The organism is Arthrobacter sp. BG5 (assembly GCF_056680155.1).
The window spans coordinates 1,091,870-1,106,944 of the sequence record NZ_CM155268.1; the positions used below are offsets into that span (position 1 = coordinate 1,091,870).

General features: G+C 68.9%; 15 protein-coding genes. 4 read left to right on the forward strand and 11 right to left on the reverse strand.

Features of this window, described 5'->3' with window-relative positions; genetic code table 11:
• The first annotated feature begins 9 nt into the window (after positions 1–9).
• Positions 10–1,284, forward strand: a complete 1,275-nt coding sequence (locus AC1MBE_RS04915; protein ID WP_479781203.1) for a DNA recombination protein RmuC — start codon at positions 10–12, stop codon at positions 1,282–1,284.
• Between the two features lie 16 nt (positions 1,285–1,300).
• Here AC1MBE_RS04915 and AC1MBE_RS04920 read toward each other — a convergent pair whose 3' ends face one another.
• Together AC1MBE_RS04920 and AC1MBE_RS04925 are read right to left on the reverse strand one after the other, a co-directional pair.
• Entirely contained in the window at positions 1,301–2,392 is a 1,092-nt protein-coding gene (locus AC1MBE_RS04920; RefSeq protein WP_479781205.1) for a 4-hydroxy-3-methylbut-2-enyl diphosphate reductase, read from the reverse strand.
• Positions 2,393–2,414: 22 nt separating this feature from the next.
• Complete coding sequence (locus AC1MBE_RS04925) at positions 2,415–3,278, reverse strand: hypothetical protein (RefSeq protein WP_479781207.1); 864 nt, start codon at positions 3,276–3,278, stop codon at positions 2,415–2,417.
• A gap of 189 nt (positions 3,279–3,467) precedes the next feature.
• On the opposite strand from AC1MBE_RS04925, the gene xseA reads away from it, so the two are divergent.
• The gene (gene xseA, locus AC1MBE_RS04930; protein ID WP_479781209.1) at positions 3,468–4,754 is read left to right on the forward strand and encodes an exodeoxyribonuclease VII large subunit; all 1,287 of its coding nucleotides are present in this window, start codon (positions 3,468–3,470) and stop codon (positions 4,752–4,754) included.
• Positions 4,755–4,853: 99 nt separating this feature from the next.
• Positions 4,854–5,096, forward strand: coding sequence for an exodeoxyribonuclease VII small subunit (locus tag AC1MBE_RS04935; RefSeq protein WP_479781211.1), 243 nt, complete (start codon positions 4,854–4,856; stop codon positions 5,094–5,096).
• Positions 5,097–5,110: 14 nt separating this feature from the next.
• Here the strand turns inward: AC1MBE_RS04935 and AC1MBE_RS04940 are convergent, their stop codons facing one another.
• The 8 genes from AC1MBE_RS04940 to AC1MBE_RS04975 all read right to left on the reverse strand — a co-directional run bounded on the left by AC1MBE_RS04940 (position 5,111) and on the right by AC1MBE_RS04975 (position 12,998).
• Positions 5,111–5,965 (reverse strand): polyphosphate kinase 2 family protein, encoded by an 855-nt coding sequence (locus AC1MBE_RS04940; protein WP_479781213.1) that lies wholly within the window; start codon positions 5,963–5,965, stop codon positions 5,111–5,113.
• A gap of 69 nt (positions 5,966–6,034) precedes the next feature.
• Complete coding sequence (locus AC1MBE_RS04945) at positions 6,035–7,255, reverse strand: pyridoxal phosphate-dependent aminotransferase (RefSeq protein WP_479781215.1); 1,221 nt, start codon at positions 7,253–7,255, stop codon at positions 6,035–6,037.
• A 177-nt stretch (positions 7,256–7,432) separates the two neighbouring features.
• Positions 7,433–8,395, reverse strand: a complete 963-nt coding sequence (locus tag AC1MBE_RS04950) for an ABC transporter substrate-binding protein (protein ID WP_479781217.1) — start codon at positions 8,393–8,395, stop codon at positions 7,433–7,435.
• Positions 8,392–9,138 (reverse strand): ABC transporter permease, encoded by a 747-nt coding sequence (locus tag AC1MBE_RS04955; protein WP_479781219.1) that lies wholly within the window; start codon positions 9,136–9,138, stop codon positions 8,392–8,394. The genes AC1MBE_RS04950 and AC1MBE_RS04955 overlap by 4 nt, the downstream gene beginning before the upstream one ends.
• Positions 9,135–9,833 carry an ABC transporter permease gene (locus tag AC1MBE_RS04960; RefSeq protein ID WP_479781221.1) on the reverse strand — a complete coding sequence of 233 codons (699 nt, stop codon included), beginning with the start codon at positions 9,831–9,833 and terminating at the stop codon, positions 9,135–9,137. The genes AC1MBE_RS04955 and AC1MBE_RS04960 overlap by 4 nt, the downstream gene beginning before the upstream one ends.
• The gene (locus AC1MBE_RS04965) at positions 9,833–10,942 is read right to left on the reverse strand and encodes an ABC transporter ATP-binding protein (protein WP_479781223.1); all 1,110 of its coding nucleotides are present in this window, start codon (positions 10,940–10,942) and stop codon (positions 9,833–9,835) included. Before AC1MBE_RS04965 ends, AC1MBE_RS04960 begins: the two co-directional genes overlap by 1 nt.
• A gap of 213 nt (positions 10,943–11,155) precedes the next feature.
• The gene (gene rsgA / locus AC1MBE_RS04970; protein WP_479782484.1) at positions 11,156–12,253 is read right to left on the reverse strand and encodes a ribosome small subunit-dependent GTPase A; all 1,098 of its coding nucleotides are present in this window, start codon (positions 12,251–12,253) and stop codon (positions 11,156–11,158) included.
• Positions 12,254–12,545: 292 nt separating this feature from the next.
• Positions 12,546–12,998, reverse strand: coding sequence for an NUDIX hydrolase (locus tag AC1MBE_RS04975; RefSeq protein WP_479781225.1), 453 nt, complete (start codon positions 12,996–12,998; stop codon positions 12,546–12,548).
• A gap of 65 nt (positions 12,999–13,063) precedes the next feature.
• Here AC1MBE_RS04975 and AC1MBE_RS04980 point away from each other — a divergent pair, with 65 nt between their 5' ends.
• The gene (locus AC1MBE_RS04980) at positions 13,064–14,116 is read left to right on the forward strand and encodes a pirin family protein (protein ID WP_479781227.1); all 1,053 of its coding nucleotides are present in this window, start codon (positions 13,064–13,066) and stop codon (positions 14,114–14,116) included.
• 7 nt (positions 14,117–14,123) lie between these two features.
• Here the strand turns inward: AC1MBE_RS04980 and AC1MBE_RS04985 are convergent, their stop codons facing one another.
• Complete coding sequence (locus AC1MBE_RS04985) at positions 14,124–15,056, reverse strand: N-acetylglucosamine kinase (RefSeq protein WP_479781229.1); 933 nt, start codon at positions 15,054–15,056, stop codon at positions 14,124–14,126.
• Between the last annotated feature and the right edge of the window lie 19 nt (positions 15,057–15,075).

Sequence of the window (15,075 nt, forward strand, 5' to 3'; positions counted from 1 at the left end):
AGTGAAGGCATGGACGCTTTCGCACTCATTCTTACCCTGCTGATGCTGCTCATCGGAGCCGTGGCCGGCGCCGCCTTCACCTTCGTGGTGTCCCGGCGCCGCAGCGCCGGCCTTGAACAGGACTTCGACGGCGTCTCCGCGCGCCTTTCCGAGGTCAGCGCCCAGTTCGCCGCCGCCGACGCCGAACGCCGCCTGCTCGCGGCCCAGAACCGGGAGCTGGGCGACGCGCGGACGCAGGACGGCAACGTGCTGCGCGCGCTGGCCCCCGTGGCCGAGAAACTCACGGCCGTCCAGCAGCAGGTCTCGCTGCTGGAGCGGGACCGACTGGAACAATATGGCCAGCTTGCCCAGCAGCTGCAGGAGGCCCGGCTCTCGGACGAGCAGCTGCTGCGGTCTACGCACGCGCTGGAGTCGGCCCTGCGGTCCAACAGCGCGCGCGGCCAGTGGGGCGAGGTCCAGCTGCGCCGCGTGGTGGAAGCGGCCGGGATGCTCCGCCACGTCGACTTCCACGAGCAGCTGCACAGTTCAGGCTCCGGGTCCGAGAACACCGTCCGCCCCGACCTCGTGGTTCAGCTCCCGGGCGACAAGCAGCTCGTGGTGGATGCCAAGGTGCCGCTGACGGCGTACCTGGAGGCGCAGGAACTCGGCTCCCCCGCCGGCGGCAGGGCCCCCGGAGCGGGAACGCTCAACGGCCAGCAGTCGCTGCTCGCCGCCCATGCCAAGGCCTTGAAAGCCCACGTGGACGCCCTGAGCAACAAGAAGTACTGGGACATTCCCGGCAATGCCCCGGAGCTGGTGGTGTGCTTCCTGCCCGCGGAGTCGATCCTGGCCGCCGCCCTCACGGCAGACCCGGCCCTGCTGGACTATGCGCTGTCCAGGAACGTCGTCCTCGCCTCGCCCGGGACGCTGCTGGCGGTACTCAAATCCGTGGCGTTCACCTGGCGGCAGGACGTGCTGACGGACAGCGCGCGGGAGCTCTTCGAACTGGCGCAGCAACTCTACGAGCGGATGGGCACCCTGGGCGACAACGTCTCCAAGCTGGGCTCATCGCTGAAGACCTCGGTGGACCGTTATAACTCGCTGGTCGGCACGCTGGAAGCCAGGGTGTTGCCCACCGCGCGGAAGCTCAATGCCATGGACGGCGCGGGCCTGGCGACTCCAGTCACCGTCGAGGCGACGCCGCGCTCGGTGGCGGCGCCGGAACTGCAGCAGGCAATCGGTTCCGGGGAATCCGCCGCGGGCCAGCCCGGTGACCGCGGGGAATCGGAAGAGTCTGCCGCCTAGGGCTGTCGGGCCGGGCCTAGGACTTTTCCGCGGAACGGGCGCCGCGGCCGCCGAGGGCGCGGGAGACGTCCCCGGCCTGCTTGAGCGTGGCCCGCAGTTCCTTCGGCAGCGAGAACAGCAGGTCCTCCTCCGCCGTGACGACTTCCTCGACGGCACCGTAGCCGTAGTCGGCCAGCAACCGGAGCACGTCCTTCACCAGGACCTCCGGCACGGACGCGCCCGAGGTTACGCCGACGGTGGCCACGCCCTCGAACCAGGACTCGTCCACCTCGTTGGCGAAGTCGACCCGGTAGGAGGCCTTCGCGCCGTACTCCAGCGCCACTTCCACCAGGCGCACCGAGTTCGAGGAGTTCGCGGATCCCACCACGATCACGAGGTCGGCCTGCGGCGAGATCTTCTTGATGGCCACCTGCCGGTTGGTGGTGGCGTAGCAGATGTCGTCACTGGGCGGATCCTGCAGGGTGGGGAAACGCTCCTTCAGGAGGCGGACAGTCTCCATGGTCTCGTCCACGCTCAGGGTGGTCTGCGAGAGCCAGATGACCTTCTCCGGGTCGCGGACGGTAACTTTGTCCACCTCGTGCGGTCCGTTGATGATCTGGATGTGCTCGGGCGCCTCGCCGGCCGTCCCTTCGACTTCCTCGTGGCCGTCGTGGCCGATCAGCAGGATGTCGAAGTCGTCCTTGGCGAAACGGACCGCCTCGCGGTGCACCTTGGTCACCAGCGGGCAGGTGGCGTCGATGGTCCGCAGGCCCCGGTCCTCCGCGGACTGCACGACCGCCGGCGAAACACCGTGCGCCGAGAAGATCACCAAGGCGCCCTCGGGGACCTCATCGGTCTCGTCGACGAAAATCGCCCCCTTTTCCTCCAGGGAGCTGACCACGTGGACGTTGTGCACGATCTGCTTGCGGACGTAGACGGGCGGGCCGTAGTGCTCAAGGGCTTTTTCCACCGCGATCACGGCACGGTCGACGCCGGCGCAGTAGCCGCGGGGGGCCGCCAGCAGCACCTTTTTGGGCCCGGTTACCGGTGCCGCCGCCAGCACGTCTTCCGGCGTTCGCCGCCGGCGCGGAACGGAGGGCATCGGTATGGAGACAGCGGTGGTGGTCATGCCCCAATGCTACCGGTGTTCGCTAATACCGGTTTCGTACCGCGGTCCGGCGGGCACCGGCCACCCGGAACACCAGTCCCGAAACCAGCAGCAGCACCCCTGCCACGAGTGCCGCAACAATCCACTGCCCGAAGCCCGCAGTGGAGGCCGCCACGAACTCCCGCTTGAAGATCTCAGCCACGTCATTCCCGCTTCCGGCGCCCTGGAGAATCGTTCCCGCGGCATCTGCGCCCAGTTTCCACACCCCGGCCAGGATGAGGGCACCGACGCCGATTCCGGCCAGGACCGTCCACTTCCGTCGGGCGGCGACGAAAGCGAGGATGAAGGCGATGGCCGAGCCCACGGCGACGGCGGAGCCCATCGGGGCGTAGGCGGAGACACGTTCGATCAGCTGCCGCTGGTCGGACTGGCCGATGGCGATCCGCACCTCCGCCGGCGCCGTCAACGGCACAGGCGAGGCCTCCGAGATCCGTTTGACCACCAGCCCCACCAGCGGGGCGACGTCGAGGGTCAGGGAGGTGGTGCCGTTAGTGTCCGTCGGAAGGGTGCGGGGGTCGGCGAAGCTCAGCCGGTGGCTCTTGCGCAGCGTCTCCGCCCAGGCATCCGAATACCCTGGCATCGACGTCAGCGACTGGGCGGCGTCCTGCAGGATCGGCTTGACCACAGCAGCCAGCGCGTCGGGGATCTGCTGGTCGCCAAAGGCGATGCCGTTCACGGCAGCCATGGCCAGCCGCCGCTGGAAGGCGGGGTCCTTGCCGAGCGGCGCGGTGAGTGCCACGAATCCGTCCTCCTGGACGATATTCCGGTCCACCCACATGGCCGGGACGGCTACAGCCGCCATGGCAAGGCCGATCAGCACGGCAACGGCCGAGACAAAAGTGCGCACGAAAGTCTCCTAGGAGGGTTGGGAGTAGAGCCATCCTACGGTGGGGTAACGGCGAACCCGAAAGCAGCGGCCCAAAACGTCCGGGCCCGCTGATAGAGCTATGGATAGAGTTGAAGCAGACGCGTATCCACCAAAGGACTCCTCCCCACATGCACCAGCACCAGGCACTCCCCGCCGGCGGCCACCGGCATGGCTGAAGACACCGCCGCCACCAGCACCCTGCCGGCTACCGCGGCAGACACCAGCCCGGACAACCCCTGGCCGCTGCAGCTGCTCTCGCAGAAGCTCAAAATGCATATCGACCGCGCGCCCTCGGCCTGGATCGAGGGCCAGGTCATCGAGCTCAACCGCCGCGGCACCAACGCCTACCTCACGCTGCGGGACGTCGATGCCGAGATCTCACTGCCTGCGTCGGTCTGGACCAACGTCCTGGACCGTCAGGCCACCCCGCTGGAGCGCGGCTCCCGGGTCGTGGCGCTGATCAAGGCCGAGTTCTGGCTGAAAACGGGCCGGCTGAACATGTCGGTCAAGGACATCCGGCCGGTGGGGCTCGGTGACCTGCTGGCCAGGATTGGGCGGCTGCGCCACGCCCTCGCCACGGAGGGGCTCTTCGCTGACTCCCGCAAGAAACGCCTGCCCCTGCTCCCCCACCGGATCGGCCTCATCACCGGACGCGACTCGGACGCAAAGAAGGACGTCCTGCGCAACGCGGCTCTGCGCTGGCCCGCCGTCGAATTCGAGATCCGCGAGGTCGCTGTGCAGGGCAACACCGCCGTGGCCCAGATCGTCGGCGCCCTGCAGGAACTGGACGCCCGTCCGGACGTGGACGTGATTGTGATCGCCCGCGGCGGCGGCGCCCTGGAAGACCTGCTCCCCTTCAGCAGCGAGGACCTCATCCGTGCGGTCGCCGCCGCGGCGACGCCGGTCGTCAGCGCGATCGGCCATGAGGCGGACCGGCCCATCCTTGACGACGTCGCAGACCTGCGCGCCTCGACGCCCACCGACGCGGCCAAGCGGATAGTGCCCGACGTCGTGGAGGAACTGGCCCGGGTCCGGCAGGCCCGCGACCAGCTGCGCCGCGGGGCCACGCGCCTCGTCGAGCGGGAAACGGATCGGCTCGCCTCGCTCCGCTCCCGCCCGGTGCTGGCGGCGCCGGAGGGCATGGTCACCGCACGGCACGACGACGTCGAACGGCTTAAGGGCCGCTCGCACGCCGCGATTAACACCGCCGTCGTGCGCGCCGCCGACCAGCTGGTCCACCTCAAGGCACAGGTGCGCGCCCTGTCGCCGCAGAAAACGCTGGACCGCGGCTACGCCGTCGTCCAGCTCGACGACGGCAACACCGTTCCGGGAACCCGCCACGAGGTGGTACGGCACCCGGACCAGGCGCCGGCCGGCACAGCCCTGGCCGTCCGGGTGGCCGGCGGCCGGTTCACGGCGCAGTCCACCGGCGGCCAGGAAACCGCCCAAGACTGACCGTCCCCCCGGCAGTCCCGGCCACTCCGCACTTCCCGGGCCCGCAACGGCGGCCCCCGACAGCGGTGTAAATACCGCACCTATCCAAGGAGCATCAGCATGGCAGCAGAAAACGCGGCAGCCCCCGCACCGAACACGGACATTGACGGACTCAGCTACGAGGAAGCCCGAGAACAGCTCGTGGGCGTGGTCGGCAGGCTTGAAGCCGGCGGCGCCAGCCTCGAGGAGTCCCTCGCCCTGTGGGAACGCGGCGAAGCCCTCGCCAAGCGCTGCGAGCAGTGGCTCGAAGGTGCCCGCAAGCGCCTCGCCGCGGCCCGGGACCAGGCCGGCCAGGAAAGCTGAGCCAGACCGGCCGGCTAGGAGCGCCGCACCAGCTCGCGTTCCATGTCGACATCGAGCTCCGGGACGGGCCATTCGAGCGCCAGTGACTCCAGTGCGTCCAGCAGCAACTGCTGGACCGCGATCCGGGCGTACCATTTCTTGTTCGCCGGGACCACGTGCCAGGGCGCGTGCTCGGAACTGGTCCGCTCGAAAGCGGTCTGGTAGGCGTCCATGTAGTCTTCCCAGAAGGCCCGCTCCTTGAGGTCGTTGCTGCTGTACTTCCAGCGTTTCTCCGGGTCGTCCAGCCGGGCGAGCAGCCGTTCCTGCTGCTCGTCGCGGCTGATGTGCAGCATGACCTTGACGATTTTCGTTCCGGCGGCCGTCTGGCGGGCCTCGAATTCGTTGATGGCACGGTAGCGGCGGTCCAGTTCGTCGGCGTCCGCCCAGCGGTGCACCCGGTGGATCAGGACGTCCTCATAGTGGGAACGGTCGAAGACCCCCACCATGCCGGCCGCGGGTACCTCCTTCTCGATCCGCCAGAGGAAGTCGTAGGACTGTTCCTCTGGTGTGGGCGCCTTGAACGACTTCAGCTGTACACCCTGCGGATTCATCTGTCCCATGACGTGGTTGACGATCCCGCCCTTGCCCGCCGTGTCCATCGCCTGCAGGACCAGCAGGACCCGCTTCTTGCCGCCGGCCCTGGACTCCGCAAAGAGCTGCTCCTGCAGTCGCGTGAGCTTGCCGTCGAGCTCGCTGAGCAGCGTCTCGCCGGCAGCCTTGTCACCGGCGTAGCCCGGCGTCGAGCCCGGGTCGAGGTCGCGGACACTGAACTTTTTCCCTGCCCGCAGGGTCTCGGAGGGGTGTTTGTCGAAGTCCACGACGTCTGTCATCACAGCCTCTTTCCGGTTCGGGCAGCCTGCCGGCGTGCCCTTCGTGCCGCGGCGCTGCTGTCCCGAATCCTAGTTGCCCTGGTACCGGCTCAGGAAGTCCGCCATGCGGTTGATTGCTTCCTCCAGGTCCTTGACGTTCGGGAGGGTCACCATGCGGAAGTGGTCCGGCCTGACCCAGTTGAAGGCGCGGCCGTGGGAGACCAGGATCTTCTGCTGGCGCAGCAGGTCCAGGACAAACTTCTCGTCGTCGCGGATGTGGTAAACCTCAGGGTCCAGGCGGGGGAACAGGTACATGGCGCCGCGCGCCTGCTGGGTGCTCACGCCGGGGATCGCGTTAAGCATGTCGTAGGCCTTGTTCCGCTGCTCCAGCAGGCGGCCGCCGGGGAGGATCAGGTCATTGATGCTTTGGTATCCGCCCAGCGCCGTCTGGATGGCGTGCTGTGCCGGCACGTTGGCGCACAGCCGCATGTTGGCGAGCAGGTTGATGCCTTCAAGGTAGTCCGCGGCGTCCTTCTTCGGACCCGAGATGGCCATCCAGCCGGCCCGGTAGCCGCAGACCCGGTAGGCCTTGGAGAGTCCGCTGAAGGTCAGGCACAGCACGTCGTCGCCGGTGAGGCTGGCCATGTTCACGTGGACGGCGTCCTCGTACAGGATCTTCTCGTAGATCTCGTCGGCGAACAGCACCAGGCCGTGCTTTTCAGCCAGGGCCACGATCTTCTTGAGCGTTTCCTCCGGGTAGACGGCGCCGGTGGGGTTGTTGGGGTTGATCACCACGATGCCCTTGGTCCGCGGCGTGATTTTCGCTTCGAGGTCCTCCAGGTCGGGCTGCCAGCCGGATTCCTCGTCGCAGAGGTAATGCACCGGCTTTCCGCTGGCCAGGGCCACGGAAGCCGTCCAGAGCGGGTAGTCCGGGGTGGGGATGAGGACCTCGTCGCCGTCGTCCAGCAGGGCCATCAGCGACATGGTGATGAGCTCGCTGACGCCGTTGCCGAGGTAGATGTCGTCGACGTGGATGTTCTGGATCCCGCGCGTCTGGTAGTACTGCGAGACGGCGGTGCGGGCGGAGAAAATGCCCCGGGAATCGCTGTAACCCTGGGCGTGCGGCAGGTGGCGGATCATGTCCACCAGAATCGCGTCCGGCGCTTCAAACCCGAACGGAGCCGGGTTTCCGATGTTCAGTTTGAGGATGCGGTGCCCCTCTGCCTCCATCTGCTGGGCGGCCTGAAGAATCGGTCCACGGATGTCGTAGAGGACATTATGAAGCTTGGTGGACTGCTTGAATTCTGCCATTCATCAAATATGCCATATGGCGGATGTACTTCCCCTGAGACTTGTCTCACAGCGGAAGTCCGCGTCACACGCCGCCCGCGGGACCGCCCGGAACATGGAACGGCGACAGAACGACGGCGGCTGCCGGCCCGGGAAACCGGGTCCGGCAGCCGCCGTCGAACAGTCAAGGCCTCCGGTTTATTTGACCAGGCCCTTTTCCTTGAGCCACGCTGCCGCGGCATCCTTCGGGTTCTGCTTCTCGCTGCCCCCGACCGCACGGTTGAGGTTGATCAAATCCTCAGTGGTGAGCAGCTTGGAGACCGCGTTGAGCGCCTCTTTCGCCTTGTCCGTCATCTTGGCCTTGTTGTACAGCGGCAGGACCTGCTGGGCGATGAAGTTGTTCTTCGGGTCCTCCAGCACCACCAGGTCGTTGTCCGCAATGGCGGGGGTGGTGGTGTAGATGTCCGCCACCTGGACCTGGTCCGAGAGCAGGGCCTTGACCGTGACCGGTCCGCCGCCGTCGCTGAACGGTTCCAGCTTCTTGGGCTCGCAGTTGTAGTTCTTTTTCAGGCCCGGCAGGCCGTAAGCACGCTCGGCGAACGTTGCCGGCGCGCCGACCACGATCTCGCTGCAGACCTTGGCCAGGTCCTCGATGGACTTCAGCTTGTACTTCTCCGCGGTGGCCTTGGTGACCACCATGGCGTCCTTGTCCTCAGCCTTGGCAGCATCCAGCACGGCGAGGCCCTCGGGAAGCTTGCCCGGCAGCGCCTTGGCGATGTCGTCGGCGGAGATCTCGGTGGCGTCCTTGTTGACGTGCAGCAGCAGGTTGCCGCTGTAGTCCGGAATCACGTCGACCGAACCGTCCTGCACGGCCTTGAAGTAGACCTCGCGGGAACCGATGTTCGGCTTGGTGCTCGCGGTGACGCCGGCGCCGTTGAGCGCCCCGGCGTAAAGTTCGGCGATGATCTGGCTCTCGGTGAAGTCGGCAGAGCCGATCACGAGCGCCCCGCCGGCTCCGCCGGAGGAACCGCCGCTGGCGGGCGCCGAGGACAGCGGGTTGGACGAGCCTCCGCACGCGGACAGGGCCACTGCCAGGCCGACGCCGGCGGCCAGGCCGCCGAATGCGCGCCTGCCAAGTGCTCGTTGGCGGATTTCCTTCATGACGTACCTCCTTGGACAACAGTCTCCGCGGTCGCGGGGTCTGTGAGATCAACCGCGGCCTGCTGGCCCCGGTTTGGTTTTCGGGCGGCGCCCCGGGTCAGGAAGAGCCGCTGGAACAGGACGAGGACCAGGTCGACGGCGATGGCGAGCCCGGCGATGAGCAGCGAGCCGCCGAGCATCTGGGGGAAGTCGGAGAGTACAAGGCCGTCGAAAAGATAGCGGCCCAGGCCGCCCAAGTTGATATATGCGACGACCGAGACCGTGGCGATCACCTGCAGCACGCCGGTCCGGAACCCGCCGAACATAACCGTCAGCGCATTGGGGAATTCGGCGCGGAAGAGCACCTGGAGTTCGGTCATGCCCATGGCCCGGGCGGCATCCACCACATTGCGGTCCACGCTGGAGATTCCGGCGTAGGTTCCGGCCAGCAGCGGCGGCACGGTGAGGATCACCAGCGCCCACACCGGCGGCATCAGCCCGATGCCGGCCAGCAGGACGAAGAGCGTCAGCAGGCCCAGGGTGGGCAGGGCACGCAGGGCGCCGGCGAGAGCCACGACAGCCACGCGGCCGCGTCCGGTGTGCCCGACGTAGAGGCCGATCGGGACGGCGATGGCCGCTGCAATCAGCATCACGAGGCCGGTGTACTGCAGGTGCTCGGCAAGGCGGACCGGGATGCCCGTGCTGCCGGCCCAGTTCTCCGGATCCCCGAGCCAGGCGAAGGTGTCCGTGAAAACATTGCTCATGCCGAAGCCCCCGCCGTTGAATCCAAGGAGTGCCGGGCCGCCGGCCCGCCGGACGCCCCCGTGGCGGCGCGGGTCCAGGGTGTCAGGAGCCGTTCCAGCAGGACCAGGACCGCGTCCATCAGCAGTGCCAGCACCAGGATGGCCACGATGCCCACCAGCACTTCGGTGACGAAGTCGCGCTGAAGCCCGGCGGTGAAGAGCATGCCGAGGTTGCCGATGCCGAGCAGCGCCGCAACACTGACCAGCGAGATGTTGCTGACCGAGACCACGCGGAGCCCGGCGAACAGCACCGGCAGGGACAGCGGCAGGTCGATCTGCAGGAACCGGGCCAGGGGCTTGAAGCCCATGGCGACGGCGGCCTGCTGGAGGTCCTCGTCCACCGAGTCAAACGCGTCCAGGGCGGCGCGGACCAGGAGCGCAACCGCGTAGATGGTCAACGCCACCACGACGTTGGCGGGGTCCAGGATCCTGGTTCCGAGGACCGTGGGCAGGATGATGAAGAGCGCCAGCGACGGGATGGTGTAAAGCAGCGAGGATGCGGCCAGGACCACGGCGCGCAGGGTCCGGTTCCGCCGGGCCAGCTGGGCCAGCGGGATGGAGATCAGCAGCCCGAAGACCATCGGCAGGATCGCCAGGACCAGGTGCTGGCCGGCGAGGCCAAAGACGTACCCGCTGTTGGCCAGGAACCATTCCATCAGCGCACGCCCTGCCGGACCCGGCGGTCCGCTTCGATGACGGCGAGCACCTCTTCGGCCCTGATCACACCGGCCACGCGCCCGTCGGCGTCGACGGCCACGCCGAGTCCGGACGGTGAGGACAACGCCGCGTCCAGCGCACGGCGCAGGGTCTCGCCCTTGCGGAAGAGCGAGCCGCCCGGGACGGTCGCCGGGCCCGCGCCGGGCGCACTCCAGCCCAGCGGACGCTGGTCGGCGTCGACCACAAGCTGCCACTCGTCCGCCCGGGAGTCCGCCCCGGGTCCGGCGGACGGATCGAGCTCGCCGGCGCGGACGGTGTTCGCCGGATGGATTGTCACGCCGTCGGACGGGCTGAAGGCCAGGTGCCGGAAGCCGCGGTCGCGGCCCACAAAGGAGGCGACAAAGTCATTCGCGGGGGCGCGCAGGATCTCCTCCGGCGCCGCGTACTGCGCCAGCTTCCCGCCGCCGACGAAGACTGCCACCTTGTCCCCCAGCACCGTGGCCTCATCGATGTCGTGGGTGACGAACACGATGGTCTTGGCCAGGTCACGCTGCAGGCGGAGCAGTTCCTTCTGGAGTTCGTCCCGCACCACGGGGTCCACGGCGCTGAAGGGTTCGTCCATCAGCAGCACGGGCGGGTCCGCGGCGAGGGCCCGGGCCACGCCCACGCGCTGCTGCTGGCCGCCGGAAAGCTGCGAGGGGTAGCGCCGGCCGAGTCCGGAGGCGAGGCCGACGACGTCGAGCAGCTCCTGCGCGCGCTTGCGGGACGCGGCCTTGGACACGCCGTTCAGCCGCGGGACGGTGGCGATGTTGTCCAGCACCGAGCGGTGCGGCATCAGCCCGGAGGACTGCATAACGTAGCCCATGGACCGGCGCAGCTGCGCGGCCGGGACGGAGGTGACGTCCTGCCCGTCGACGGTGATGGTGCCGGAGGTCGGCTCGACCATGCGGTTGATCATCCGCAGCGAGGTGGTTTTCCCGCAGCCGGACGGTCCGACGAAGACCGTGATGGCGCCCTTGTCGATGGACATGCTCAGATCGTCGACGGCGGCCTGGCCGCCCTGGTACTGCTTGGTGACGCTCTGGAACTCGATCATGGCCTCTGCCATTCCGGGCTTACCTAACTGTTGGCGGCAACATGGACGGTCCAGCCAACTGATCATATGCATGCTGATTTTTGGCTGTAAAGCGGGTATGACCCAGCGTAGCTGCCACCGCTGACGATCCCGGAGGACCGGTTCGAAGAATCGGGCCAGGAAGTGGCAGCGCCGCCGGGGCTACCCTTGGCATTCGGCACCATCCGCGTTCCGGATGGGCCGGTGTTATTTCGCCCGGCGCTTGCTCTTTCCCTTCCTGGGCTGCTCGTGGCTGAGCCGCTCGGCAGCGCGCTGGCTGCGGCCGGCCACCGCCACTTTCTGGTGCCACTCCCGCTGGTACGCCCGCCGGGCCGCGGCGTCGTGGCGCCGGGCCAGGGCCGCCAGTTCGCGCTGCATCTTGAGGTAGCTCGCCCAGCGGCGCTCATCCAGGGACCCCTCGGCGAGCGCGGCCTGCACGGCGCAGCCGGGTTCCCGGCCGTGGGCGCAGTCGGCAAACCGGCACCGGGCGAAGAGCTCCTCAAGATCGCCGAACACTTCGTCCATGCCGTCGTCGGCATCAAACAAGCCGAAGCCGCGGACCCCGGGTGTGTCCATCAGCACCGAGCCGCCGGGCAACGGAACCAGCTCACGGGACGTCGTGGTGTGCCGGCCCTTGCCGTCGCCGGCCCGGACCGCAACGGTTTCCTGGGCCTCAAATCCGACGAGGGCGTTGATCAGGGTGGACTTGCCGGCACCGGAGGGGCCCAGCAGCACTATCGTCCCGCCGGGCGGTAGGTGCCCCAGCAGCTCGTCGAGGCCGTCGCCCTGCTCGGCGGAGGTGGTGACCACATTGACCCCGGCGGCCTGCACCATGACCTGCCCGACGACGTCGTCCGCCACCGCGGCGAGGTCCGCCTTGGTGATGACCACCAGCGGGGTGGCGCCGGAATCCCAGGCCGCGACGAGGGTCCGTTCGAGCCGGTTGTGCGTGAGCGGCCGGTCCACCGGGACCACCACGCCGACGATGTCCATGTTGGCGCCGAGGACCTGCGCGTCGGAGGACGCGTCGAAGGCGCGCTTGCGGCTCAGCTCCGACCGGCGCGGCAGCACGCCCAGGATGGCGGGCTCGCCGACCGGGTTGCTGCCGAGCCAGACCCAGTCTCCGGTGGCCGGAACGGGCCCGGTCCGCGGGTAGGGCAGATGTGCCTGGCCGTCGTGGCCGGCCACAAGCACGAGGTTGCGGTCCACGCGGACCACCCGTCCGGCGCTGGTGCCGCCGGGCACGGGATGGGTGGAGAAAAGTTCCGTCACGGATTCGGTGAAACCGAAACGGACCGGCCCCAGGAGGCCGTGATGTTGACTGCGCTGAAGATTCAATGGAAGCCCTTTGCTGGGCCCCGGATGCGCATTGCCCGCTGCGGCCGCTGGGGCCGGTCAGCTGTAGGGGGTCAGGAGATGCGGAAAGCCGGGGCAGGAATAATGATGTGCCGTGAAGTTGTGCGCTGCGCGCGCAAGACCGTTGCATTCATTGCTTCCTCCTCCCGGGTTGTTTGGCTCACCGCTGGTTCTTCGGGCGGCCGTTCCGGCCGCGGTTTTTCTAGGGTAACCGCCCGCGGCCCGGCTGGCTAGGGATTCGTCAGGGGAGCTTGCCGTCCAGCGGCCGCTCGCGGTGGAGCCGGAGCGCGGCGTCCACGAGCGACACCCGGTTCAGGCCCGCCACCTCGGCCAGGGGGATCCAGTCCGCGTGTGTGGTGCTGCCGCCCACCTCGTGCCGCAGTTCACCGCCGGTGATGCTCGCTTCGTAGACCAGCCGCAGGGACTGGAAATCCCGCTGGCCGCCGTCGAGCCGGGTCTCGGCGGGCCAGTGCCCGACGTCGATGCCGAGCATCGCGCCGATCTCGGCGTGGTAGCCGGTCTCCTCATAGATCTCCCGGCGGCACCCGTCCACCGGGTGCTCGGCGAGGTCCAGGCCGCCGCCCGGCAGCGTCCAGCCCTCGCGGCCGCCCTGCTTCCAGTACGCCAGCAGCAGGTGGTCATCGCGGATGATGAGCCCGTAAGCGGCCGGGCGGGTGTCGAATGGCAGCGTCATTGATCCAGCGTAACGGCGCAGCACCGGCCCTGCCGGATCGGCCGGGTCGGTCCTAGAGTTTGAATGTGACCAACCTCGAAGTCCTCCCGCCCGAAGAAGTCTGCCCCGCCGCGCACAGTGTGGAGGGTGCCGCCAGCGGCCCGTGCCTGCAGTTGTGGCCGGCCAGGGAGGTCCCGCTGGGCGGGGTCCGGGCCATGAACGTCTCCCGGACCCTGCCGCAGCGCGGGCTGCCGACGGTGGGCGCGTGGTGCTTCCTGGACAGTTTCGGCCCGGACCGGGTGGCGATGTCCGTGCTGCCGCACCCGCACACCGGGCTGCAGACGGTGACCTGGCCGCTGGCCGGCAATATCAGGCACCGCGACAGTGTGGGCAGCGACGTGATCGTCCGCCCGGGCGAACTGAACATCATGACGGCGGGCCGCGGCGTTTCGCATTCGGAATTCGCGGTGCTTCCGGGGGCAGCGCTGCCGGTGAACGAGGATCCGGCCGGCCCGGCGCCGGAGTTGCCGCTGCAGCGGGGGCTCCAGTTGTGGGTGGCGCTGCCGGATTCCGAGCGGCACCGGGCACCGGCCTTCGAACAGCACCGCGAGCTGCCCGTGGTCCGCGGCGACGGCTTCACCGCAACCGTCATGGTGGGGACCCTGGCGGGCACCACCTCGCCGGCCACCATGTACTCCCCGATCGTGGGGGCCGACATCAGCTGCTCCGGCCGGATCAGCCTGCCGCTGCAACCGGCGTTCGAGCACGCCGTTCTGGTGCTCGACGGCGCCCTGGCGCTGGACGGCCAGGAGGTGCTGCCGGGGCCGCTGGGCTACCTCGGGTCCGGGCGCGGCAGCCTGGAACTGGACGCGGCCCCGGGCACCCGCTTTGTGCTGCTCGGGGGTGAACCGTTCGAGGAGGAACTGCTGATGTGGTGGAACTTTGTGGGCCGCAGCCATGGGGAAGTGGCGCAGGCACGGCTGGACTGGGAGGCCCAGGCGGGGCTCCCCGACGAGGACGCGTTGCCGGCGCGGTTCGGGCTGGTGCGCGGGCACGGTCCCGACGCCGGACCGGAGGCCGGGCGGATCCCCGCGCCACCGCTGCCCGGGGTGCCCCTGCGGCCGCGGCGCCGGCAGTGACGCCCGGCTAGTCCTGCTCGGCGACGAGCTGGAGCACCCCGAACACGGGTTCCTGCTGCAGCACCCGGACGTCAGTGATGCCGGCGGCCGCGAGTGCCGTGCGGAACGAGTCCTGCAGCCGCGGTACGTTCATGCCGAGTCCGCTGCCCAGGATGACCGGCCCCTCGATGCCGAGCTGCCTGACGGTCTGCTCGGCCATGGCGGCGAGGTCGCGGCCGGCCTGGTCAATCAGGGCCCGGCTCGGCGTGTGGCCGGCGTCGGCCGCTTCCACGACGAGCCGCGCCCGCTGCGCCCAGTAGCGGCGCCCGGTCCCGGGCGAGTGGAACAACGCGATCAGTTTGTTCGGGTGGTCTGTGCCGCAGGAGTCCAGCAGCGCCCGGGTGAGTTCGTCGGGTTCCAGCCCCTGGTTCATCCGGCGCAGGCTGTGCCTGACGGCTTCACGGCCCAGCCAGTAGCCGCTGCCTTCGTCGCCGAGCAGGTAGCCCCAGCCGCCGGCCCGGGCTTCGGCGCCGCGGCTGTTCTTGCCCCACGCGGCGGAGCCGGTTCCGGCGATCACGGCGACGCCGGTGCTGGCGCCGCCTGCCGCCAGCAGCAGCCGGGAGTCGTGGACCACGGTGATTTTGGCGCCGGGAACGTGCGGGGCGATCAGCGCGGCGAGCGCCGCGGCGTCGTCGTCGGTATCGATGCCGCCGGCACCGGCGTAGACCTGGGCGACCTCTCCCCCGCCGATCCGGGTGAAGAGTTCCGCCAGGTTGCGGGCTGCTTCTTCGGGGGTGACGTTCTGGACGTTGGCGCTGCCCACCGATTCGTCGGCGACGGGGGCGCCGGACTCGAACCGGACGCCGCGGGTCTTGGTGCCGCCGATGTCGAGTCCGATCACGTCGCCGGCGGCGGTGGAGGACGCCGTCACTGGCGGGGCAGGAATGTCAGAATGAGTCACCGGAACAGCCTACTGAATC